Below are 19,040 nucleotides of genomic sequence, written 5' to 3'. Positions count from 1 at the left end.
ATTAAGCCTCAGCTCCCGGAGCAACGGACAGGCCCAGCTCGCGCTCGCGCAGAACGGTGTAGATGCGGGCAATGTCGCGCTTAACCGTGCCGATGCGGCGGTTGTTGGTCAGCTGGCCGGTGGCCTTCTGGAAGCGGAGGTTGAACAGCTCTTCCTTCGCATCCTTCAGGCGGGACTGCAGCTCAGCGTTGTCGAGCTCACGGAACTCGTGGGCGGGGGTACCGGTTGCCATTAGAACTGGTCCTCCTTCTTGATGATGCGGACCTTGCAAGGAAGCTTCTGGCCTGCGCGGCGCAGAGCCTCAATAGCAACGGCCTCGGTTGGGTAGCTCATCTCGAAAAGTACGCGGCCTGGCTTAACGTTAGCCACCCACTTCTCGACCGGGCCCTTACCGGAACCCATACGAACGCCGAGCGGCTTCTGGGTCAACGGACGGTCCGGGAAGATGTTGATCCACACCTTGCCACCACGCTTGACGTGGCGGTTGATGGCAATACGTGCGGCCTCAATCTGACGGTTGGTGATGTACGCCGGCTCGAGAGCCTGGATTGCGTAATCGCCGAAGTTGATGCGGTTACCGCCCTTGGACACGCCGCGACGGTTCGGGCGGTGCTGACGGCGGTACTTAACACGCTTAGGAATCAGCATGGATTAGCCCTCCTGCTTCTGCTGTGCACGCTGGCGGCGCTGGCCACCGCGGCGGGAGCGACCATTGCGGTCACGGCCACGGCCCTGTGCCGGAGCGTTCAGTTCGGACTCGCGTACGCCACCGACGACGTCACCCTTGTAGATCCACACCTTGATGCCGATGCGGCCGAAGGTGGTGTGGGCCTCTGCGGTGCCGTAGTCGATTTCGGCGCGAAGAGTGTGCAGCGGAACGCGACCCTCGTGGTAGCGCTCAACGCGGGACATTTCTGCACCGCCCAGGCGGCCGGACAGCAGGATCTTGATGCCCTTAACCTGTGGCTGGCGCATAGCGGACTGGATAGCCTTGCGCATTGCACGACGGAATGCGACACGGTTAACCAGCTGCTCCGCGATGGAGTGAGCAACCAGGGTTGCGTTTGCGTCTACCTGCTTGACCTCGAGGATGTTGAGGGCAACCATCTTGCCGGTGAGCTTTTCCAGCTCACGGCGGATGCGGTCAGCCTCAGCACCGCGGCGGCCAATCACGATGCCCGGGCGGGCGGTGTGAATGTCGACGCGGACGCGGTCACGGGTGCGCTCGATGACGACGTCGGCAATGCCGGCGCGGTCGAGGCCCTTGTTGAGGTAGTTACGAATCTTGATGTCTTCGGCTACGTAGTTCGCGTAGTCCTTATCGGCGAACCAGTGGGTCTTCCAGTCGGAAGTGATGCCCAAACGTAGGCCGTGAGGATGGATCTTCTGGCCCATTACTTGGCCCCTTCCTGCTGGCTTTCGACAACCACGGTGATGTGGCTGGTGCGCTTACGAATCATGAATGCACGACCCTGTGCACGCGGCTGGAAACGACGCATGGTCGGACCCTCGTTGGCATATGCCTCGGAGATGACCAGGGTGCGTGGGTCGAGGCCGAAGTTGTTCTCAGCGTTAGCGGCTGCAGAAGCAACGACCTTTGCAACTGGCTTGGAAGCACCCTGCGGTGCGTACTTCAGGATAGCCAGGGCTTCGCTTACGGACTTGCCGCGGACCAGATCGAGCACGCGACGTGCCTTCATCGGGGTGACGCGGACGTAGCGGGCCGTGGCGGATGCGGAGGTGATGGTCTCACTCATCGCTTATCGACGTCCCTTCTTGTCATCCTTGACGTGACCCTTAAAGGTCTTGGTTGGTGCAAACTCGCCCAGCTTGTGGCCGACCATGGAATCCTCGATGAAAACCGGCACGTGCTTGCGGCCGTCGTGGACGGCGAAGGTGTGACCGATGAAATCGGGGAGAATGGTCGAGCGGCGAGACCAGGTCTTGATGACCTGCTTGGTGCCTGCATCGTTCTGAGCATCCACCTTGTTGAGGAGGTGCTCATCGACGAACGGGCCCTTCTTAAGGCTGCGTGGCATTGTTTACCTCCTCTTAGCGCTTCTTGTTCGGGCGACGACGGCGCACGATCATGTTGTTGGAGTAACGGTTCGGGTTGCGGGTGCGACCCTCCTTGTGGCCCCATGGGGACACAGGGTGGCGGCCACCCGAGGTCTTACCCTCACCACCACCGTGTGGGTGGTCAACCGGGTTCATAACGACACCGCGGACGGTCGGGCGTACGCCCTTCCAGCGCATACGGCCGGCCTTGCCCCAGCGGATGTTCATCTGCTCGGCGTTGCCGACCTCACCAACGGTGGCGCGGCAGCGGATGTCCACACGGCGGATTTCGGAAGACGGCATACGCAGAACTGCGTACTTGCCTTCCTTACCCAGCAGCTGGATGGAAGCACCAGCGGAGCGGGCCAGCTTAGCGCCAGCGCCCGGCTTGAGCTCAACAGCGTGGATGGTGGAACCGGTCGGGATGTTGCGCAGCGGCAGGTTGTTGCCAACCTTGATATCTGCGTTCGCGCCGGACTCTACGATGGTGCCCTGCTTCAGGCCCTTAGGAGCGATGATGTAGCGCTTCTCGCCATCAACGTAGTGAAGCAGTGCGATGTTTGCGGTGCGGTTCGGGTCGTACTCGATGTGAGCGACCTTTGCCGGGATGCCGTCCTTGTCGTTACGACGGAAGTCGATCAGACGGTAACGGCGCTTGTGGCCACCGCCGATGTGGCGGGTGGTGATGCGGCCGTAGTTGTTACGGCCACCAGTCTTGCTCAGCGGGCGCAGCAGGGACTTCTCCGGAGTAGAACGAGTGATCTCGTCAAACTCAGAAACGGAGGATGCGCGGCGACCCGGAGTTGTCGGCTTGTACTTACGAATAGCCATAATTCTTCCTTTTCCTTTCGGCTCTCCGGTGGCGCTTAAGCGCCGCCGCCGAAGACGTCGATGGAGTCGCTGCCTTCACGGAGCGTCACGTATGCACGCTTGGTGGACTTACGCTGGCCGTAACCGGTGCGGGTGCGCTTACGCTTACCTGCACGGTTCACGGTGTTCACGGAGTCGACCTTAACGTCAAAGATCTGCTCTACGGCATCTTTAATCTGGGACTTGTTGGAGTCCGTGGAGACGTAGAACGTGTAGACGTTCTGCTCCATCAGACCGTAGGACTTCTCGGATACAACCGGGGCGATGATGATATCGCGTGGGTTAGAAATCTTAGCCATTAGTTCTCCTCCTTATCCGCGCCGGTTGCGCGGTTGATGAAGGTGTGTAGCGCCTCAACGGAGAACACAACGTCATCGGAGTAGAGAACGTCGTAGGTGTTGAGCTGGCCAGCGTCCAGGATCTGGACGTTAGGCAGGTTATTAGCGCTACGACGAGCATTGATGTCCTCGCGGCCGATGACCAGCAGCACGTTCTTGCGCTCGGTCAGGGACTCGAGGAAGGCCTTGGCCGACTTGGTGGAAGGCTTCTGGCCCGGTACGAGCTCTTCGATGACGTGGATGCGCTCGTTGCGAGCACGGTCGGACAGTGCACCGAAGAGAGCAGCCTTGATCATCTTCTTCGGGGTGCGCTGTGCGTAGTCGCGTGGCTGTGGGCCATGGACGGTGCCACCACCGGTGTAGTGCGGTGCGCGGATGGAGCCCTGGCGTGCACGGCCGGTGCCCTTCTGACGGAAAGGCTTGCGACCACCACCGCGGACGTCGCCGCGGGTCTTGGTTGCGTGGGTGCCCTGGCGTGCAGCAGCAAGCTGAGCGTTAACAACCTGGTGCATCAAAGCAATGGATGCCTCGGTGTCAAAGATTTCAGCTGGCAGGTCTACAGAGCCGTTGGTCTTACCCTCGGAAGTGTGGACGTCTAGCTTGAGGTTGCTCATGCGTGTGCACCGCCCTTCACTGCGGTCTTAACGGTGACGAGGCCGCCGCGCGCACCAGGGATAGCACCCTTGATGAGCAGCAGGTTGGACTCGGCATCGATTTTCTGAATCTTCAGGTTCTGGGTGGTCACGCGGTCGTGGCCCATACGGCCAGCCATGCGCTTGCCCTTGAAGACGCGGCCCGGGGTAGCAGCGCCGCCGATGCCGCCAACGCGGCGGTGAGCGGCCTGGTTACCGTGAGCTGCGCCCTGGCCTGCGAAGCCGTGGCGCTTCATGGCGCCGGCGTAGCCGTGGCCCTTGGTCTTGCCGGTGACGTCAACGAAGGTGATGCCCTCGAAGATGTCAACCTTGACCTCTTGGCCAACCTCGTATGCAGAGGTGTCGTCCATGCGGATTTCCGCAACGTGACGGCGCGGGGTTACGCCAGCCTTCTTGAAGTGTCCACCAACCGGCTTGTTTGCCTTGCGTGGGTCGATTTCGCCAAAGGCGATCTGGATGGCGCTGTAGCCATCGGTTTCGGGGGTGCGAATCTGGGTGACAACGCATGGCCCTGCCTCGACGACGGTAACCGGCACAACGCGGTTGTCCTCGTCGAAGACCTGGGTCATGCCGAGCTTCTTGCCCAGAATGCCCTTGATCTCGTTTTCACTCATTATTTGTTCTCCACCAAAGTCGCTTACTGGATGTTCACGTCGACGCTTGCCGGAAGATCGATGCGCATAAGAGCATCAACGGTCTTCGGGGTTGGGTCGAGAATGTCGATCAGGCGCTTGTGAGTGCGCATCTCGAAGTGCTCGCGAGAGTCCTTGTACTTGTGCGGAGAACGAATAACTGCGTATACGTTCTTCTCGGTTGGGAGCGGCACTGGGCCAACTACACGAGCACCGGTACGGGTAACGGTCTCGACGATCTTCTTTGCAGAAGCGTCGATAGCCTCGTGGTCATAGGCCTTCAGCCGAATGCGGATTTTTTGTCCCGCCACGCTTATCCTCTTCCTCGCTTCCCCACTTTCACATTCCCGGCGTTTCCGGGGCGTGAAGCGGTGGGAAATTGCTTCTCGATTTCTCTATAACGTTGTCCGGGCTTGGGGGCCTGACACAACGCCAGTGGTCTGACTGTCATGACGACCAAGAGTTGCGGTACATGGCAAGTGCCAGATCGCAGTGCTCTCGACGGGGTACAAGACCCGTAGTCAAAGTATTGTGAAGAGGACGGTTTTCACGCATTACACGTGGAGAGTGTCCAATTCGTCTACTGCCGCTGTTTATTTGCCATGCCCCTTCTCCGGTCCATCTTCTCGGGGTGTCACTGCTCTAACGCGGACCTAGCCCGATTGGATGACCTTCCAGTCAATGCTTCAGGTTTCCCTGAACCATGGCGACAACGAAGGTGTCATGTTCGCTTTACCAGCTCAGCGTCTCCCCGAGGCTCATGCTTGGCGACGTCCGCCGCCTTCACCGAACCTCGGTTCTCGCTGCCCTGTTAAAGCAACCTTTGTATTTAAGCATGTTGGGCTGCGGTTTTTCAAACCGCGTATTAAACCGTGCCAAAAATCACGTTTTGGAAAATTTTGTTGCCTCGCACCCCACACTCGGCTCAGAAGTATCTAAGCTCGGAGGTAATGGCTGTGGACTCTTTGTCCTGCCTAGATAGTTGAATATCGCGTTCATGCATCACCCAATAGAGAAAGGCTTACTCGCCCATGTCTGAAAACAAGACCCCTGCACAAAACTCTGACAACCAGGTTCCTGCTTCCGAGGAGCGCGAGGTCAATAACAACCTGGAAACCCAGTACGGCACCACCACCATCGATGATGTCGTGGTGTCCAAGATTGCCGGCATCGCTGCCCGCGAGGTTTCCGGCGTGGATGCCCTGGGTGGCGGCGGAGCCCGCATGATTGGCAATATCCGCGAGTCCTTCGGTGCTTCTGAGGACGTTCGCCAGGGTGTGGACGTAGAGGTAGCGGACGGCACCGCTCGCATCGACATTGCCATCACCGCTGAGTACGGCGTGGCCATCCACGAGCTCGCCGAGGCCATCCGCCGCAACATCATGAATGCCGTTGAGCGCATGACGGGCCTGAGCGTCGAGCGCGTCAACGTTGTTGTTCACGACGTAAAGCTGCCAAAGGATGAGTCCGAGGCAGAAGACCAGGCTGCTTTGAACCAGGGTCAGGCTTAAGCCCAATGCCTGAGCCCCGAGCACGTTTCGAGCTCGAGGTAAGCCACGCCCGCGCTATTGCAGAGGCAGTCCAGAAGGTACGCGGTGTCGCCGCGCTCGACGGCGGTTCGTTCGGTTCGGTGAGTTTGTACCTCCCCGGCGAGCGCATCGTCGGCATGCGGCGGCCCGACCCGCGCGATGATCGCCACCTGCAGATCAACATTCGCGTTGATATCAGCGCCGCGCCGGACCTGTATGCCTTGGCAGAAGATATTCGGTCCGCCGCCCGTGGGGCTTGTCCCGAACTGCAGCGCATTGACGTTGAGTTTTCTGACGCCGTAGATGGCTTATCCGCTGCTCCATCGAAGGAATAGATATGAAGAATTACACCACTTTGGGCATCATTTCCGGCCTTATTCTTGCCTTCTTTTTGTACCTAGGCTGGGGTCCTACTTTGCTCGCCGTACTCCTTGCCGCAATCGGCGGCATTGTGGGAGCACACTTTGATGGCCGTATCGATCTCACTTCTGTGTGGAATGGCCTCATTGGTAAGGAGAAAGGCCAAGGTTAATGACAGATAGTTCCACTCAGGGCCACACGCGTATCTCGCTGCGGACCATGGAACGCATCGTTACCGCCGCGATTGCTAGCGTGCCCGGCACCAAGGCTATAGAGGCCAAGCTAGCGGGCATCGGCGGCCGCGGTTTTCCACGGGTCTCGGTCCAAATGGACTCAGAGCGCGAGGTAGCGGCCGTCAACGCCACCATTGGCGTGGTGTGGCCTTCGCCGGTCACCACGGTGGCGGAACATACTCGTGCTGCCATCTCGGAGGCCATCGCGGCGCACACCGGTTATTCCACAACTCGCGTCAATGTCACCGTCGGCGGTTCCGTTCCGGGCGAGCGAGTGACTGCCGCAGAGGTGGAGCAGCGCCAGGTCGCTGCGGCCGTTGCGCCGCACACCAAGCCCTCGCCGGTATGGCAGCCGGTCACTGCAGAGTCGGTGAATGTACGCAGCATTGCCACACCGCAGGAGGCACCGGTGCGCACCATCGCTGCGCCGGCCGCCGGCGTCGCAGTGCAGTCCGTGGATACCCCGCGCGAGACCGAGGTACGCAACATTTCCGCTGACCTCCCAGACCACGAGCCGCGTGAGATTTCGTCCCCAAGCGACCACGCGGTGCGGCCGATCAGAGAACCCAAGCCGGTCCGCGTGCACAGCGTGGCTGCACCTCGCCCAGCCAGGTTGATCCCTAGTGGGCAGGTTCGTCCGCTGGCACGGAAGGTTCAGGTAGCAACTCCTCGGCCGCAGCCGCTACGCGAGGTTGAAATTCGCCACGAGTGGACTCCGCGCCGCGTCGAGGCCCCCAAGTCTGCCCCTGCGCGCACGGTAAAGGCCCCGCGGCCACAACCGCTCAAGCGCATTGAGGTCACGCCAGCAAATCCTCGGCCGTTGCACGTCGATGCGCCACGACCCGAGCCCTTGCGCGCCATTTCCATTAACCCGTATCGCCCACAAGGAGGCAATAATGGCTGATCAGCACATGCCTGAACACTTTGGGCAGCAGCCGAAGGCTTCTCCGGCGGCGCGTACTTGGGCCGTAATCCTTGGGCTCCTACTGCTCGCCGCGGGCGTCGTCGGCGTGCGCGAGACGTGGCTGGTGGGATCCGGCTCCGATGCCCAGTCCTGGGTACAGCCGGTACTTAATCTCATTGCTACTGAAGAGCTGCAGACCTGGATGATCTGGGCCGGCGTTGCCTCCATTGTCGTAGGCCTGATTTTCCTCTTCGCGGCAGTGAAGACGCGCCGCACCACGCACATGCAACTTGCCTCCGATACCGCGTCCATGTGGATGCGACCGGTGGATATCGCCCGCCTCTCGTCGGCTACTGCTCGCCGGGTTCCGGGCGTGGCCTCGGCGCAGACCTCCGCGGATAGCAAGAAGGCCAAGGTCACCGCTAACGGCGATACGGACGATGCGGAGCTGCAGAGCCGAGTGGAGACGGCGGTAACGCGCTGCCTGGCCCACCTCAAGAACCCGCCGCAGGTCACCGTAGCTGTAGAGAAGATTCCGGAGTTGGATAACAATGTCTAGAAAACTTGCTACCTTTGACCGCATCCTGCTGGGCCTGCTGGGAATCATCCTCATCGCTTTGGGCGTGTGGCCCATCTTGATCCACTTCAACGTGGAATTTGCCAAGTACTTAGCCCTGTGGGTGGACCACGATACGTGGAAGAGCTTGGCGGACAATGACTGGTGGGTATGGGCGCTAGCCGGTGGCTCCGCACTGCTACTTATTCTGGGGCTGTGGATTGTGGTGGCTAACCTGCGCCACCGCCGCTTTAATAACGTGGAGTCCGCTTCCTCCAATGACAAGGGCTCTATCACGACGTCGATGAACGCTATCGCCGGCGCCGTGGCTCAAGATTTGGATGGACTCAAGGGAGTAGACCACGTAGAGCGCCTCGTGGCTTATGACCGCGCGCGGCCCACGCTGCAGTACACAGTGACGGCAAATCCAGACACTCCGGTGGAGCGCCTTACCGGTGCGGTTGAAACCAATGAACGCGATTTCCGCGCAGCGTTTCCCGACGCCGATTTGGACACCATTTACAAGCTGCAGTTCAGCAAGGTAGGTCCGATGAAGGACCTATCCGAATAACGGGTTAGGAGTCTCCGCCACCAAGATCTCCTGAACGGTCCCAAGGCGGGCCGACTCGCCGCCCCCGAGGATGATTTCCAGTTCCTCGCCGGGGCGGCATTTTTCTATGCGCTGCCAAGAGTAGTCCTGGCGAGTTACGCGGCGGTTTTCTTTGGCAAATAGGTGTAGCCCATGATCGAGCACACCGATGGCCGCTGCGAAGCGAAGGATGAACACGAAATCACCCAAATCCTGCCGCTTCAGGTCATTAAGGTCTGGGCACTCAGCACTTAGCCGCATGAGACTTGAGACCACGCCAAAGCGGTGTTCAAAGCCCTCGGTATCCCGAATGGTAAATGGGCGGCCAGGGCCCGTGGGACGAATGGACTCATAGGCCCACACCACAGGCTGGGTTTCGGGGCGGCGCACGATGATGTGGGTAGGGGTGGCGGTGATGCGGTAGGTGGGGGCGTCGGCAAGCACGAGCCATTCCCCTGCCGCAATGCGTCCGCCCTCCAAGGGAAGCAAGGGCGGATGCACGTCCGCCTGGCGCTCCAATTCCGCAACGAGTTCGGCGTCGGTGGCACCCCATCCAATGCCTTGATTAGCCAGCATGGCAAAGAAAGTGGGAAGGCTGAGGTCGGGCTGGCCCTCCCAGGCGCGGCGGAGGGACTCAAGCGTGGGATCGATGCGGGTGGGGTCATCCATATCCCTACAGACTATACCGGCCCAAGAATACCGGGCCCATCGCAACCCAAAAGAATTGTACGGACGGCAGGAACACCATATGGGGCGAGCGTGAAATATAGATCAAAAAAATCCGCCCCACCCGAAGGTGGAGCGGACTCTTTAAAGCTCTACTGAGCGGTTACGGGGTGTCGATTACTCGACAACCTTGGTAACGCGGCCAGCGCCGACGGTGCGGGAGCCCTCGCGGATAGCGAAGCGCAGGCCCTCGTCCATAGCGACCGGCTGGATGAGCTCAACGGACATCTCAACGTTGTCGCCAGGCATAACCATCTCGGTGCCCTCTGGCAGGTGAACAACACCGGTAACGTCCGTGGTACGGAAGTAGAACTGCGGACGGTAGTTGTTCATGAACGGGGTGTGGCGGCCGCCTTCTTCCTTCTTCAGGACGTAGACGGAACCCTCGAACTTGGTGTGCGGGGTGTAAGCGCCCGGCTTGATAACAACCTGGCCACGCTCAACGTCCTCACGCTTGGTACCACGCAGAAGCAGACCACAGTTGTCGCCAGCCTCGGTGTAGTCCATCATCTTGCGGAACATCTCGATACCGGTAACGGTGGTGGTCTGGGACTTCTCCTGGATACCGATGATCTCAACGTCCTCGTTGACGTTCAGACGGCCACGCTCAACACGGCCGGTAACAACGGTACCGCGGCCGGTAATGGTGAAGATGTCCTCGATAGGCATCAGGAACGGCTGGTCGGTAGCGCGCTCCGGATCCGGGATGGAGTTGTCGCAGGCTTCCATCAGGTCAACGACGGACTGTACCCACTTGTCATCGCCCTCGAGAGCCTTCAGAGCGGAGATGTGAACGATAGGAGCTTCCTCATCGTAGTCCTGCTCTGCGAGCAGCTCACGGATCTCCATCTCAACGAGCTCGATGATTTCCTCATCATCAACCATGTCGCACTTGTTCAGTGCAACGAGGATGTAAGGAACGCCAACCTGGCGAGCAAGCAGAACGTGCTCGCGGGTCTGCGGCATCGGGCCATCGGTTGCAGCAACAACCAGGATAGCGCCGTCCATCTGAGCAGCGCCGGTAATCATGTTCTTGATGTAGTCGGCGTGGCCCGGAGCGTCAACGTGTGCGTAGTGGCGCTTCGGGGTGGAGTACTCAACGTGGGAGATGTTGATGGTAATACCGCGCTCCTTCTCCTCAGGAGCCTTGTCGATCATGTCGAACGCGAATGCCTCGTTCTCCTCAGGGTACTGGTCAGCCAGAACCTTGGTGATCGCTGCGGTGGTGGTGGTCTTGCCGTGGTCGACGTGTCCGATGGTGCCGATGTTCACATGCGGCTTCGTACGCTCGAACTTCTCCTTTGCCACTGTATGTCCTCCTGGACTATATGGTGGCTACGACCTTCGCAGCCACGTGGTTGACAGTTGTCATTGGCACCCGACCCACAGTATGTGGGGCAAAGCGCTAATGACGCTTTCTTTACGTGCCAGTTACACGATCCTAGATTTATGTCGCGGTTTTTTCAAACCGCCGTTATAGGAGGTAACCCCGCGAAAAATCGCGGCCATTTCCCTCGACAAGAATCTTTTGAAAAGGATCCTGGGAGGGTAACGGCCGGCTCAACTCACAACTTAGAAGACTAAGCTGCAAACTCAGCCCGCCGCTACCCTGGCCCAGTTGTCCCGCCCCGCGGCGGGTCTGGCATCTACTGGCGAAGAGTACCAGCCCGACTAAACCGCGGAGGAGACGGGGGCTAGCGCTTAGTTAGCACCGCCGGTGCGCTCCTCGATGATCTCCTGTGCCACGGAGGAAGGAACCTCTGCGTAGGAATCGAAGACCATGGTGAAGTTTGCGCGGCCTGCGGTGGAAGAACGCAGGTCACCGATGTAACCGAACATCTCGGACAGCGGCACCTTAGCCTTAACAACCTTCGCACCGGAGCGGTCTTCCATAGCGAAGACCTGGCCACGGCGGGAGGAGATGTCACCGTTAACGGTACCCATGTACTCCTCAGGGGTAACAACCTCAACGGCCATCATCGGCTCGAGCAGAACCGGCTTAGCCTTGGCCATTGCTTCCTTGAAGACCTGGGAGCCGGCCAGCTTGAAGGCCATCTCGGAGGAGTCGACGTCGTGGTAAGCGCCGTCTTCCAGGGTGGCCTTGATGTTAACCATCGGGAAGCCAGCCAGGTAGCCGTACTGCATTGCGTCCTGGATACCTGCGTCAACGGACGGGATGTATTCCTTCGGAACGCGGCCACCGGTAACGGCATTGTCGAATGCGTAGGTTGCGGACTCGCCCTCTTCCAGGGTCTCCGGGTCCGGGTTGTACGGCTCGATGGTGCAGATAACCTTTGCGAACTGGCCGGAACCACCGGTCTGCTTCTTGTGGGTGTATTCCATGGACTCAACCTTCTTGCGGATGGTCTCACGGTAGGCAACCTGCGGGTTACCGATGTTTGCCTCGACCTTGAACTCGCGCTTCATGCGGTCAACCAGAACGTCAAGGTGGAGCTCGCCCATGCCGCCGATAACAGTCTGGCCGGTCTCTTCATCCAGCTCAACGGTGAAGGTTGGGTCCTCAGCAGCCAGCTTCTGGATAGCGGTACCCAGCTTCTCCTGGTCGGCCTTGGTCTTCGGCTCGATGGAAACCTTAATAACCGGATCCGGGAAGTCCATGGACTCGAGGATGATCTGGTCATCCTTGTCACACAGAGTGTCACCGGTGGTGGTCTCCTTCAGACCGATAACAGCGTAGATGTTACCGGCATCTGCCTGCTCAACAGGGTTTTCCTTGTTGGCGTGCATCTGGAAGAGCTTACCAATGCGCTCCTTCTTGCCCTTGGTGGAGTTCATAACCTCGGTACCCGGGGTGACCTGGCCGGAGTAAACGCGGGTGAAGGTCAGCTGACCGAAGAATGGGTGAGCAGCAATCTTGAATGCCAGTGCGGAGAACGGGGACTCAACGGAAGGCTTACGGGTGAGCTCCTCGTCCTCGTTTCCTACCGCGTGGCCGATAACCTCGCCGACGTCCAGTGGGCTTGGCAGGAAGTCAACGACGGCGTCGAGCAGTGGCTGTACACCCTTGTTGCGGTATGCAGTACCGCAGTAAACCGGGTAAACCTCAGAGTTAATGGTGAGCTTACGGATGCCGGCCTTGAGCTCCTCAATGGTGAGTTCCTCGCCGCCGAAGTACTTTTCCATGAGCTCTTCGTCGGACTCAGCAACGGTCTCAACCAGCTTCTCGCGGTATTCTTCCGCCTTGTCCTTGAGGTCCTCTGGGATTTCCTCGTAGGTAGGCTCAGCGCCGGTCTCAACCTTGCCACGCCAGGTGATTGCCTGCATGTTCAGCAGGTCTACAACGCCGTCGAAGTCATCCTCAGCGCCGATCGGCAGCTGCATAACCAATGGCTTGGCGCCCAGGCGGTCGATGATGGTCTGAACGGTGAAGTAGAAGTCAGCGCCCAGCTTGTCCATCTTGTTAACAAAGCAGATACGCGGAACGTCGTACTTAGCTGCCTGACGCCACACCTGCTCGGACTGCGGCTCAACGCCCTCCTTGCCGTCGAAGACTGCGACGGCGCCGTCGAGAACACGCAGGGAACGCTCGACCTCAACGGTGAAGTCAACGTGACCCGGGGTGTCGATGATGTTGATCTGGTTGTTTTCCCAGAAGCAGGTCACGGCAGCGGAGGTAATGGTGATGCCGCGTTCCTTCTCCTGCTCCATCCAGTCAGTGGTGGACGCACCGTCGTGGGTCTCGCCCACCTTGCGGTTAATACCGGTGTAGAAGAGAATACGCTCGGTGGTGGTCGTCTTACCAGCATCGATGTGGGCCATGATGCCGATGTTGCGGACCTTGTTCAGATCCTTAAGCACTTCTTGTGCCACGTTTATACCCCAACTTAATAGTCGTCGACGCCGTGACCAGGTTTCTGGCTATGACGCCTGCATGGATAAGGTCATGTATATTTTTGCCACTATTGGCCGTCCTCGGAGCATTCTGCCCCTAGACTTCCATCGCTTCAGTGTACTGGACACTCCACGATGCCGCTGGACTGGGCAGGGATACCGCCCAGAGATCACACCCATAAGGGCAAAAAATGGCCCAAGCAAGAGATATGGAGTTTTGTGTTGCCGCGGCAGGAAACCTGCCGGCAGCCAGCGCGAAACTTGTTTCTCGTTGCTTGGGCCATTGATGTGGGTGCTGAAATTACCAGCGGTAGTGGGCGAAGGCGCGGTTGGCCTCTGCCATCTTGTGAGTATCCTCACGACGCTTAACGGAAGCGCCGAGGCCGTTGGAGGCGTCCAGGATCTCGTTTGCGAGACGCTCGATCATGGAGTTCTCGCGACGCTGACGGGTGAAGGTCACCATCCAGCGCAGTGCCAGGGTGTTTGCACGGTCAGGGCGAACCTCAACCGGCACCTGGTAGGTAGCGCCACCGACACGGCGGGAGCGAACCTCGAGGTCTGGGCGGATGTTGCCCAGTGCCTTCTCCAGGGTGCCAACCGGATCGGTACCGGTCTTCTCACGGCAAGCCTCGAGAGCGCCGTAGACGATGCGCTCTGCGGTGGACTTCTTGCCGTCCTGGAGGATCTTGTTGACGAGCATGGTTACCTGCTCGGAGTTGTATACCGGGTCCTTGACTACAGGACGCTTCGGAGCAGCATTCTTACGCATTGTTTATTACTGTCCCTTCTTTGCGCCGTAACGGGAACGTGCCTGCTTACGGTCCTTGACACCCTGGGTATCCAGAGCGCCGCGGATGATCTTGTAACGAACACCAGGAAGGTCCTTCACACGGCCGCCGCGAACGAGGACCATGGAGTGCTCCTGCAGGTTGTGGCCCTCGCCCGGAATGTAGGCGGAAACCTCAATACCGGTGGTCAGGCGAACACGAGCAACCTTACGCAGTGCGGAGTTCGGCTTCTTAGGAGTGGTGGTGTACACGCGGGTGCACACGCCGCGACGCTGCGGGGAACCCTTCAGCGCAGCGGTGGAAACCTCTTTACGCTTATCGTGGCGGCCCTTGCGGACCAGCTGCTGAATAGTTGGCATTTAACAGTCTTTCTGTCGTATCGCACCGTTACCAAAAGAAAGGAACCAAACATGCAAAAATAGGCGCTCTTTCCCGGGGCGCTGCCGCATGTCCAGAACTCTTTCCAAGGCCGGTGCTTTGTAAAGGATCAGACTCTTCACCGCGCGCCTTAGAAAGGCACGCATAGTGAACTGACGTTTAGAGTAGCAAACCGACCGCGCTTTATACAAAACGCGATCGGCGCCTTCCTGCTGCTAGGACCATTTCCAGACCAGGTCCCCCTCGGCGGCCTTGGTAGCAAAGTAGTCCTTTTCCTGTTCTTCCCAGGTTTCAAACCACTGCTCGTAGTCAGGCTCGCGGGCGATGGCGCGTTCGCGGCGTAGGTCGCGGGGGCCATCGATAAGCACGCTTACTACCGCTCCCCTCTCCTTGGCCGCGGCTATATTGGTCGCGGTTACCGAGCCCACGCCTTCTACGATGAGGTCATCGCGCACATCCAAGCTGGCCCAGTCGCCCGGGGCGCCTGCTTCCCAATCCCAGCGCCAGTAGCCGGGGTTCATGGTGCGCAATACCTGCTCGGCCACCATATCCGAGCCTTTATCCAGGCCATGCCAGCCGGGATAAAACTCGTCGAGGTGCACCACCCGCCAATTAGTGCGCTCAGCCAGCGCTGCGGAGGTCCAGGTTTTGCCGGCGCCCGAGGGGCCGTCGACAAGCACGGTCACCGGCTTGAAGGCGCGCTTTCTGGCTGCGGCCAGCTTGACGATGTCCTCTAAAAGGCGCTCTTGTTGGCTATCAAAGTCCATGGTCGCTCAATCACTGCTTTCGCGGTTTATAGGCCGAAGAATCTCCAGGCCCCAGTGAGTACCGAAACTACCACCGGTACAAAAGCGAGGACAGTACCTAGGGCCATGATCCACCCATCGCGGGCTCGCAGCCGCGACTCACGCGCCCACGAGCGCTTCCCACCGCCAGGCGGGGTACGGCCGAAACCGCGCGCCTCCATGGCGGTTGCCAACTTGCCACCGCGGCGCAGCGCAATTACCAGAAGGCCAAACGACATGGTCAGCAAATGCTGCAGCTTGCCGACGTCCGTCAGTCCCCTCGCCCTGCGCGCCATCCCCAACGACTGCCAATCGGACTGGAAGAGCGTCATCATACGCACCCCGGCGACCGCACCAATGACAAAGCGCGAGGGCAGCTTGAGGATCTGCGAGAGCGCATCGCCCAGTTCTGTCGGGTCAATATCGCGAGCCAAGACCACCATGGGCAGCGCCACAGCAAAGACACGCAGTGTAATGGCGATCGCGAGGGTCAGGGAATTTTCGGTGACCTGCACCAGCCACCAACTGAAATACTCTTTACCACCAGGCTCGCCGTACAACAGCATCGAGATGCCAGAAATCGGCGCAATGAGAAACAGGAACCACCCGGATTTAAAAAGCCGCACCCATGACACCCCGCACAGCGGCGCAAGGATCAGGGTAAGCGACAGCGATACCGCGGCCGAGACCCAGTCAATGGAGGCCAATAGTGGGGTAACCCAGATAAACATCAAAAAGATGCGGCTTAGCGGGTTAGCCCCGCGCAAAAGATTAGGCACCGTGAACCTCCACTCGGTGATCCCCCAAGGCCTGGATAAATAGCGGGTCATGGGTAATAGAGGCGATGGTGGTGCCATCATCTGCCAATTGCCGCAGCAAGCGCACCAGCTCCACAAAGGTCTGGGGGTCTTGCCCAAAGGTGGGCTCATCCAAGAGCAGCACCGACGGCGCGGTGACCAAGGCAGTAGCCACCGATAGGCGCCGCTTCTCGCCGCCTGAAAGCGTAAACGGGTTGGCCCCCAAGAGATGCTCCAGCCGGAGTGATTCCACCAGCTGCGCGATCCTCTCCTCCGGCGGGTCCACGCGCATTACCTTGGGCGCAACCCGTAGTTCCTCGGCCACCGTGCGGGCGACGAATTGGTGCTCCGGGTTCTGGAAGACAAAGCCAATGCGGTCCGCCAGCTCGCGCGATTTCCAGCGCAGCGGCGACCCCTTGACCCCGCGACGCACGAAATCGGCCACCCCAATTTCCCCGGATTTAGCCGGCAGCAACCCGGCCATGGTCATCAACCAGGTGGACTTACCCGCGCCATTCGGCCCGGTAATGACCGTCGAGGCTCCCGCCGGCAGCGCAATCGTGCGTGGTGGCCCATAACGCGTGACGAGGTCGGTGCTCCACAGCGCGGCTTCGCGCTGCGCCAGCTCGGCCTCGCCAAGGCGGCGCGCCTGCGGCAGGCCGGAGACCTGGCGGCGCTCGGCCACCTCCGCGAAGGAAGTATCGGCCACGATGCGCCCGCGGTCTAGCTCCACTGCGCGGTCGAGCACACCGTCCCACGCCGCGTGCTGATGTTCTACCACCACCAGTGTCGCGCCGGTTTCTTCCACCAGCCTAGCTACGGCGCGCACCACATCGCGCGCGCCGGCGGGGTCAAGGTTGGCCGTGGGTTCATCAAGAAGCACTACGCCCGCACCCATAGCGATGACACCGGCGAGCGCCAAGCGCTGCTTCTGCCCACCGGAGAGCCGCTCGGTGGGAAAATCCAGATCCACGAATGGGCCAACCAGTTCCTTGGCCGCGGCCACGCGGCGCCAGATTTCCTCGCGCGGATACGCCAGGTTCTCGCAGCCGAAGGCAATGTCATCGCCCACGCGCGCGGAGATCACCTGCGAATCCGGGTCCTGAAGCACCAGCCCCACCGGGATGGTGTGCCCCGGCTCCTCCACCAGGCCGCTGGAATCCTCCAAAAGAAGCTCACCCGTGCGGGTTCCTTCCTCATCGGAGCCCAATACCCCGGCCATAGCCGCAAGGAAGGTGGATTTGCCGGACCCAGAGTCGCCACAGAGAAGCACGCGTTCACCGGGCTCGATGACCACGTCAATATCGGACAGCGCCGGCTCGCTGCGCCCGGCATGGGTCCAACCGAATCCGCGGGCCGTTATCTTGGTGGCGTTTCCCGCCAATGATGCACAATCAGACACGTACGCAACACGCCCTAAGCGCGCTGTTCACGGCCTGCAGCAAAGCGATCCAAGCCACCGGTCTTGGCCAGCGCCTTGACCAGGAAGAAGCCCAGCGCACCAGCCAAGACGGCACCGGAGATACTCAAGGTAACCAAGTAGATGAGGTTGAACTCAAAGGAACGAGCCAGGTTGCCGGAGGTAAACAGCTCCAGGATAAAGGCGCCCCAGCCCGCTGCCATGCCGGACAGAATCGATACTCCCAGGCCAAACTTGCGGTACAGGAAGATCGCCAGGATGATTTCCACACCAATGCCCTGCGCCAGGCCCGAATACAGGGTGCTAATGCCCCACTGGGAGCCCAGCACCGCCGATACGGTGGCGGCCAAAACCTCGACATAGATGGCCGCACCCGGCTTGCGAATAATCAGGCCACCCAGCACACCACCGATAAGCCAAATACCAGTAGCAATGCCTCCCAAGCCCGGGGTCACAGCGTCCATGGCTTCAAACCAGGCATAACCCACTGCATTCCATACCAGGAATAAAACTCCGCAGGCCACGCCCAAAACGGACGCCACCACAATATCGACCACGCGCCAGTTCAGGCTGCGCTTTGGGGCAGCGGACACACGTGTATTAGTAGTCATAATTTCCTCCCTCTCGCCGGCATTACCCGGATCAGGTTCTACGGTTCACCGCGCATCTGGCGGCGTCTCAGCCCATCTCAACTGCGCAATGGCAGCGGACAAGCACCCGTGATGTGTGCAGTTTTCAAACGCTTGCGCCAGGAGTTTAAGACAACCTGACCAAAAGCTGCATTCATCCTAGCAAGCCCTCCCCAACGCACCAGCATTAGTTTCCCCACAAGCCCACGCTTGCCGACGCCCCCTTCTTCCCCTAACCACCCAAGCAGGCCTAAACGACAGGATGTGTTGGTGAGATTATTTGGTTAGTCGGTTTGGCGTGCTGATATTAGGACTATTTCACTTATCCAAAGGGATATTCCAGCTTCAACCATGAAATATCGCCAAAGACATGCCGGTGTGCTAGGCACCTAGGTTCACGATGAGGGGATGAGTAAAAATCATCCTCGATGCCCCGTCTGCGGCGGGACATGCACGAAACACGGAACAACGAGTGCTGGGCGCCAACGATGGCGATGCCGCACCTGCAAGGCCACCTTCACCCGCGTGAATAACGATGCCGTGCACGCCAAATGGTTCCGCCTTTTCATTTTCTGGCTCACCTCCAGCAACAGCCTGGAAGAAACAGCTAAAACCTGCGGTGTTTCAACGCGAACTTTGCAACGACGCTTTAAACCGTTCTGGCTTATCCAACCTCCCCGAAGCGTTGATAAGCAGCGAATCTACGATCAAGTCTTCATCGACGGCACCTACTTCAACACCAAGTGCCTTGTTGTAGCTGCCGACTCCAGCCATGTCATCAATTGGTTCTGGTGCACGAAAGAATCCTCGTGGTCCTGGACTTGGCCCCCGTTAGGTAGACACCTGATATCCAGCCCGGTTGGGTTGGGAAGAAAGGTAATCTACCACCATGCCTAGGTACTCCGAACAGTTCAAACGTGATGCTGTAGCCCTCTACGAAAAC

Annotated in this window: 25 protein-coding genes and 1 pseudogene; 7 read left to right on the top strand and 19 right to left on the bottom strand. The window is 59.5% G+C overall.

The window, feature by feature from the left end; all coding sequences use genetic code 11:
* Position 1: 1 nt before the first annotated feature.
* The 10 genes from rpmC to rpsJ are packed head-to-tail and all read right to left on the bottom strand — an operon-like array spanning position 2 to position 4,862.
* Positions 2 to 232, bottom strand: coding sequence for a 50S ribosomal protein L29 (gene rpmC, locus RAE09_RS10600; RefSeq protein ID WP_005322842.1), 231 nt, complete (start codon positions 230 to 232; stop codon positions 2 to 4).
* Positions 232 to 648, bottom strand: coding sequence for a 50S ribosomal protein L16 (gene rplP, locus RAE09_RS10595; protein ID WP_005322843.1), 417 nt, complete (start codon positions 646 to 648; stop codon positions 232 to 234). Before rplP ends, rpmC begins: the two co-directional genes overlap by 1 nt.
* 3 nt (positions 649 to 651) lie before the next feature.
* Positions 652 to 1,395, bottom strand: coding sequence for a 30S ribosomal protein S3 (rpsC, locus tag RAE09_RS10590; RefSeq protein ID WP_005322844.1), 744 nt, complete (start codon positions 1,393 to 1,395; stop codon positions 652 to 654).
* Positions 1,395 to 1,757 (bottom strand): 50S ribosomal protein L22, encoded by a 363-nt coding sequence (gene rplV, locus RAE09_RS10585; protein ID WP_005276938.1) that lies wholly within the window; start codon positions 1,755 to 1,757, stop codon positions 1,395 to 1,397. Before rplV ends, rpsC begins: the two co-directional genes overlap by 1 nt.
* Positions 1,758 to 1,760: 3 nt before the next feature.
* Entirely contained in the window at positions 1,761 to 2,039 is a 279-nt protein-coding gene (rpsS, locus tag RAE09_RS10580) for a 30S ribosomal protein S19 (RefSeq protein WP_005276936.1), read from the bottom strand.
* A gap of 13 nt (positions 2,040 to 2,052) precedes the next feature.
* Positions 2,053 to 2,889 carry a 50S ribosomal protein L2 gene (gene rplB, locus RAE09_RS10575; RefSeq protein WP_005322845.1) on the bottom strand — a complete coding sequence of 279 codons (837 nt, stop codon included), beginning with the start codon at positions 2,887 to 2,889 and terminating at the stop codon, positions 2,053 to 2,055.
* A 35-nt stretch (positions 2,890 to 2,924) separates the two neighbouring features.
* Positions 2,925 to 3,227: a 50S ribosomal protein L23 gene (gene rplW, locus RAE09_RS10570; protein ID WP_023020550.1), complete on the bottom strand. Its 303-nt coding sequence runs from the start codon at positions 3,225 to 3,227 to the stop codon at positions 2,925 to 2,927.
* Complete coding sequence (rplD, locus tag RAE09_RS10565; RefSeq protein ID WP_005322847.1) at positions 3,227 to 3,880, bottom strand: 50S ribosomal protein L4; 654 nt, start codon at positions 3,878 to 3,880, stop codon at positions 3,227 to 3,229. Before rplD ends, rplW begins: the two co-directional genes overlap by 1 nt.
* Entirely contained in the window at positions 3,877 to 4,533 is a 657-nt protein-coding gene (gene rplC, locus RAE09_RS10560) for a 50S ribosomal protein L3 (RefSeq protein WP_005322848.1), read from the bottom strand. The genes rplD and rplC overlap by 4 nt, the downstream gene beginning before the upstream one ends.
* 23 nt (positions 4,534 to 4,556) lie before the next feature.
* Positions 4,557 to 4,862 carry a 30S ribosomal protein S10 gene (rpsJ, locus tag RAE09_RS10555; protein WP_003848085.1) on the bottom strand — a complete coding sequence of 102 codons (306 nt, stop codon included), beginning with the start codon at positions 4,860 to 4,862 and terminating at the stop codon, positions 4,557 to 4,559.
* Positions 4,863 to 5,582: 720 nt separating this feature from the next.
* Between rpsJ and RAE09_RS10550 the strand changes: the two genes are divergently transcribed.
* Genes RAE09_RS10550 through amaP form a run of 6 tightly spaced genes read left to right on the top strand, consistent with a single transcriptional unit; the run spans position 5,583 to position 8,704 of the window.
* On the top strand, positions 5,583 to 6,062 hold the full coding sequence (locus RAE09_RS10550) for an Asp23/Gls24 family envelope stress response protein (protein WP_005322849.1): 480 nt from the start codon (positions 5,583 to 5,585) through the stop codon (positions 6,060 to 6,062).
* A gap of 5 nt (positions 6,063 to 6,067) precedes the next feature.
* Complete coding sequence (locus RAE09_RS10545) at positions 6,068 to 6,415, top strand: hypothetical protein (RefSeq protein ID WP_049378862.1); 348 nt, start codon at positions 6,068 to 6,070, stop codon at positions 6,413 to 6,415.
* Between the two features lie 2 nt (positions 6,416 to 6,417).
* Positions 6,418 to 6,612 carry a hypothetical protein gene (locus RAE09_RS10540; RefSeq protein WP_005322852.1) on the top strand — a complete coding sequence of 65 codons (195 nt, stop codon included), beginning with the start codon at positions 6,418 to 6,420 and terminating at the stop codon, positions 6,610 to 6,612.
* On the top strand, positions 6,612 to 7,577 hold the full coding sequence (locus RAE09_RS10535) for a lysophospholipase (RefSeq protein WP_316981653.1): 966 nt from the start codon (positions 6,612 to 6,614) through the stop codon (positions 7,575 to 7,577). The genes RAE09_RS10540 and RAE09_RS10535 overlap by 1 nt, the downstream gene beginning before the upstream one ends.
* Positions 7,570 to 8,136: a DUF6286 domain-containing protein gene (locus RAE09_RS10530; RefSeq protein WP_316981652.1), complete on the top strand. Its 567-nt coding sequence runs from the start codon at positions 7,570 to 7,572 to the stop codon at positions 8,134 to 8,136. Before RAE09_RS10535 ends, RAE09_RS10530 begins: the two co-directional genes overlap by 8 nt.
* Positions 8,129 to 8,704 carry an alkaline shock response membrane anchor protein AmaP gene (gene amaP / locus RAE09_RS10525; protein WP_005327990.1) on the top strand — a complete coding sequence of 192 codons (576 nt, stop codon included), beginning with the start codon at positions 8,129 to 8,131 and terminating at the stop codon, positions 8,702 to 8,704. The genes RAE09_RS10530 and amaP overlap by 8 nt, the downstream gene beginning before the upstream one ends.
* On the opposite strand, the gene RAE09_RS10520 is transcribed toward amaP, so the two are convergent.
* The 9 genes from RAE09_RS10520 to RAE09_RS10480 all read right to left on the bottom strand — a co-directional run bounded on the left by RAE09_RS10520 (position 8,693) and on the right by RAE09_RS10480 (position 18,079).
* Positions 8,693 to 9,391 carry a hypothetical protein gene (locus tag RAE09_RS10520; RefSeq protein ID WP_316981651.1) on the bottom strand — a complete coding sequence of 233 codons (699 nt, stop codon included), beginning with the start codon at positions 9,389 to 9,391 and terminating at the stop codon, positions 8,693 to 8,695. The genes amaP and RAE09_RS10520 overlap by 12 nt on opposite strands.
* A gap of 174 nt (positions 9,392 to 9,565) precedes the next feature.
* On the bottom strand, positions 9,566 to 10,756 hold the full coding sequence (tuf, locus tag RAE09_RS10515) for an elongation factor Tu (protein ID WP_150850534.1): 1,191 nt from the start codon (positions 10,754 to 10,756) through the stop codon (positions 9,566 to 9,568).
* A gap of 393 nt (positions 10,757 to 11,149) precedes the next feature.
* Positions 11,150 to 13,279 (bottom strand): elongation factor G, encoded by a 2,130-nt coding sequence (gene fusA, locus RAE09_RS10510; RefSeq protein WP_316981650.1) that lies wholly within the window; start codon positions 13,277 to 13,279, stop codon positions 11,150 to 11,152.
* 322 nt (positions 13,280 to 13,601) lie between these two features.
* Entirely contained in the window at positions 13,602 to 14,069 is a 468-nt protein-coding gene (rpsG, locus tag RAE09_RS10505) for a 30S ribosomal protein S7 (protein WP_005322865.1), read from the bottom strand.
* A 6-nt stretch (positions 14,070 to 14,075) separates the two neighbouring features.
* Positions 14,076 to 14,447: a 30S ribosomal protein S12 gene (rpsL, locus tag RAE09_RS10500; protein ID WP_005322866.1), complete on the bottom strand. Its 372-nt coding sequence runs from the start codon at positions 14,445 to 14,447 to the stop codon at positions 14,076 to 14,078.
* Positions 14,448 to 14,681: 234 nt separating this feature from the next.
* The gene (locus RAE09_RS10495; protein ID WP_316981649.1) at positions 14,682 to 15,233 is read right to left on the bottom strand and encodes a nucleoside/nucleotide kinase family protein; all 552 of its coding nucleotides are present in this window, start codon (positions 15,231 to 15,233) and stop codon (positions 14,682 to 14,684) included.
* A 26-nt stretch (positions 15,234 to 15,259) separates the two neighbouring features.
* Positions 15,260 to 16,030, bottom strand: a complete 771-nt coding sequence (locus RAE09_RS10490; RefSeq protein ID WP_316981648.1) for an energy-coupling factor transporter transmembrane component T family protein — start codon at positions 16,028 to 16,030, stop codon at positions 15,260 to 15,262.
* Positions 16,023 to 17,450: an ABC transporter ATP-binding protein gene (locus RAE09_RS10485; protein ID WP_316981647.1), complete on the bottom strand. Its 1,428-nt coding sequence runs from the start codon at positions 17,448 to 17,450 to the stop codon at positions 16,023 to 16,025. The genes RAE09_RS10490 and RAE09_RS10485 overlap by 8 nt, the downstream gene beginning before the upstream one ends.
* Positions 17,451 to 17,464: 14 nt before the next feature.
* Positions 17,465 to 18,079, bottom strand: a complete 615-nt coding sequence (locus RAE09_RS10480) for an ECF transporter S component (RefSeq protein ID WP_150850538.1) — start codon at positions 18,077 to 18,079, stop codon at positions 17,465 to 17,467.
* Between the two features lie 426 nt (positions 18,080 to 18,505).
* Between RAE09_RS10480 and RAE09_RS10475 the strand changes: the two are divergent.
* Positions 18,506 to 18,916 (top strand): annotated as a pseudogene (locus RAE09_RS10475) (IS1/IS1595 family N-terminal zinc-binding domain-containing protein); the annotation flags it as partial.
* Positions 18,917 to 19,040: the final 124 nt, after the last annotated feature.

This window comes from Corynebacterium tuberculostearicum, assembly GCF_032821615.1.
GTDB classification, from domain to species: domain Bacteria; phylum Actinomycetota; class Actinomycetes; order Mycobacteriales; family Mycobacteriaceae; genus Corynebacterium; species Corynebacterium tuberculostearicum_H.
Note: the sequence above shows the minus strand (reverse complement) of the source record. Positions and strands in the feature narration are given on the sequence as shown.

Excerpts from the sequence above, each read along its gene's own strand:
- rpmC (WP_005322842.1), bottom strand. The coding sequence starts at position 232 with ATGGCAACCGGTACCCCCGCCCACGAGTTCCGTGAGCTCGACAACGCT.
- rplP (WP_005322843.1), bottom strand. The coding sequence starts at position 648 with ATGCTGATTCCTAAGCGTGTTAAGTACCGCCGTCAGCACCGCCCGAAC.
- rpsC (WP_005322844.1), bottom strand. The coding sequence starts at position 1,395 with ATGGGCCAGAAGATCCATCCTCACGGCCTACGTTTGGGCATCACTTCC.
- rplV (WP_005276938.1), bottom strand. The coding sequence starts at position 1,757 with ATGAGTGAGACCATCACCTCCGCATCCGCCACGGCCCGCTACGTCCGC.
- rpsS (WP_005276936.1), bottom strand. The coding sequence starts at position 2,039 with ATGCCACGCAGCCTTAAGAAGGGCCCGTTCGTCGATGAGCACCTCCTC.
- rplB (WP_005322845.1), bottom strand. The coding sequence starts at position 2,889 with ATGGCTATTCGTAAGTACAAGCCGACAACTCCGGGTCGCCGCGCATCC.
- rplW (WP_023020550.1), bottom strand. The coding sequence starts at position 3,227 with ATGGCTAAGATTTCTAACCCACGCGATATCATCATCGCCCCGGTTGTA.
- rplD (WP_005322847.1), bottom strand. The coding sequence starts at position 3,880 with ATGAGCAACCTCAAGCTAGACGTCCACACTTCCGAGGGTAAGACCAAC.
- rplC (WP_005322848.1), bottom strand. The coding sequence starts at position 4,533 with ATGAGTGAAAACGAGATCAAGGGCATTCTGGGCAAGAAGCTCGGCATG.
- RAE09_RS10550 (WP_005322849.1), top strand. The coding sequence starts at position 5,583 with ATGTCTGAAAACAAGACCCCTGCACAAAACTCTGACAACCAGGTTCCT.
- RAE09_RS10545 (WP_049378862.1), top strand. The coding sequence starts at position 6,068 with ATGCCTGAGCCCCGAGCACGTTTCGAGCTCGAGGTAAGCCACGCCCGC.
- RAE09_RS10540 (WP_005322852.1), top strand. The coding sequence starts at position 6,418 with ATGAAGAATTACACCACTTTGGGCATCATTTCCGGCCTTATTCTTGCC.
- RAE09_RS10535 (WP_316981653.1), top strand. The coding sequence starts at position 6,612 with ATGACAGATAGTTCCACTCAGGGCCACACGCGTATCTCGCTGCGGACC.
- RAE09_RS10530 (WP_316981652.1), top strand. The coding sequence starts at position 7,570 with ATGGCTGATCAGCACATGCCTGAACACTTTGGGCAGCAGCCGAAGGCT.
- amaP (WP_005327990.1), top strand. The coding sequence starts at position 8,129 with ATGTCTAGAAAACTTGCTACCTTTGACCGCATCCTGCTGGGCCTGCTG.
- RAE09_RS10520 (WP_316981651.1), bottom strand. The coding sequence starts at position 9,391 with ATGGATGACCCCACCCGCATCGATCCCACGCTTGAGTCCCTCCGCCGC.
- rpsG (WP_005322865.1), bottom strand. The coding sequence starts at position 14,069 with ATGCGTAAGAATGCTGCTCCGAAGCGTCCTGTAGTCAAGGACCCGGTA.
- rpsL (WP_005322866.1), bottom strand. The coding sequence starts at position 14,447 with ATGCCAACTATTCAGCAGCTGGTCCGCAAGGGCCGCCACGATAAGCGT.
- RAE09_RS10495 (WP_316981649.1), bottom strand. The coding sequence starts at position 15,233 with ATGGACTTTGATAGCCAACAAGAGCGCCTTTTAGAGGACATCGTCAAG.
- RAE09_RS10480 (WP_150850538.1), bottom strand. The coding sequence starts at position 18,079 with ATGACTACTAATACACGTGTGTCCGCTGCCCCAAAGCGCAGCCTGAAC.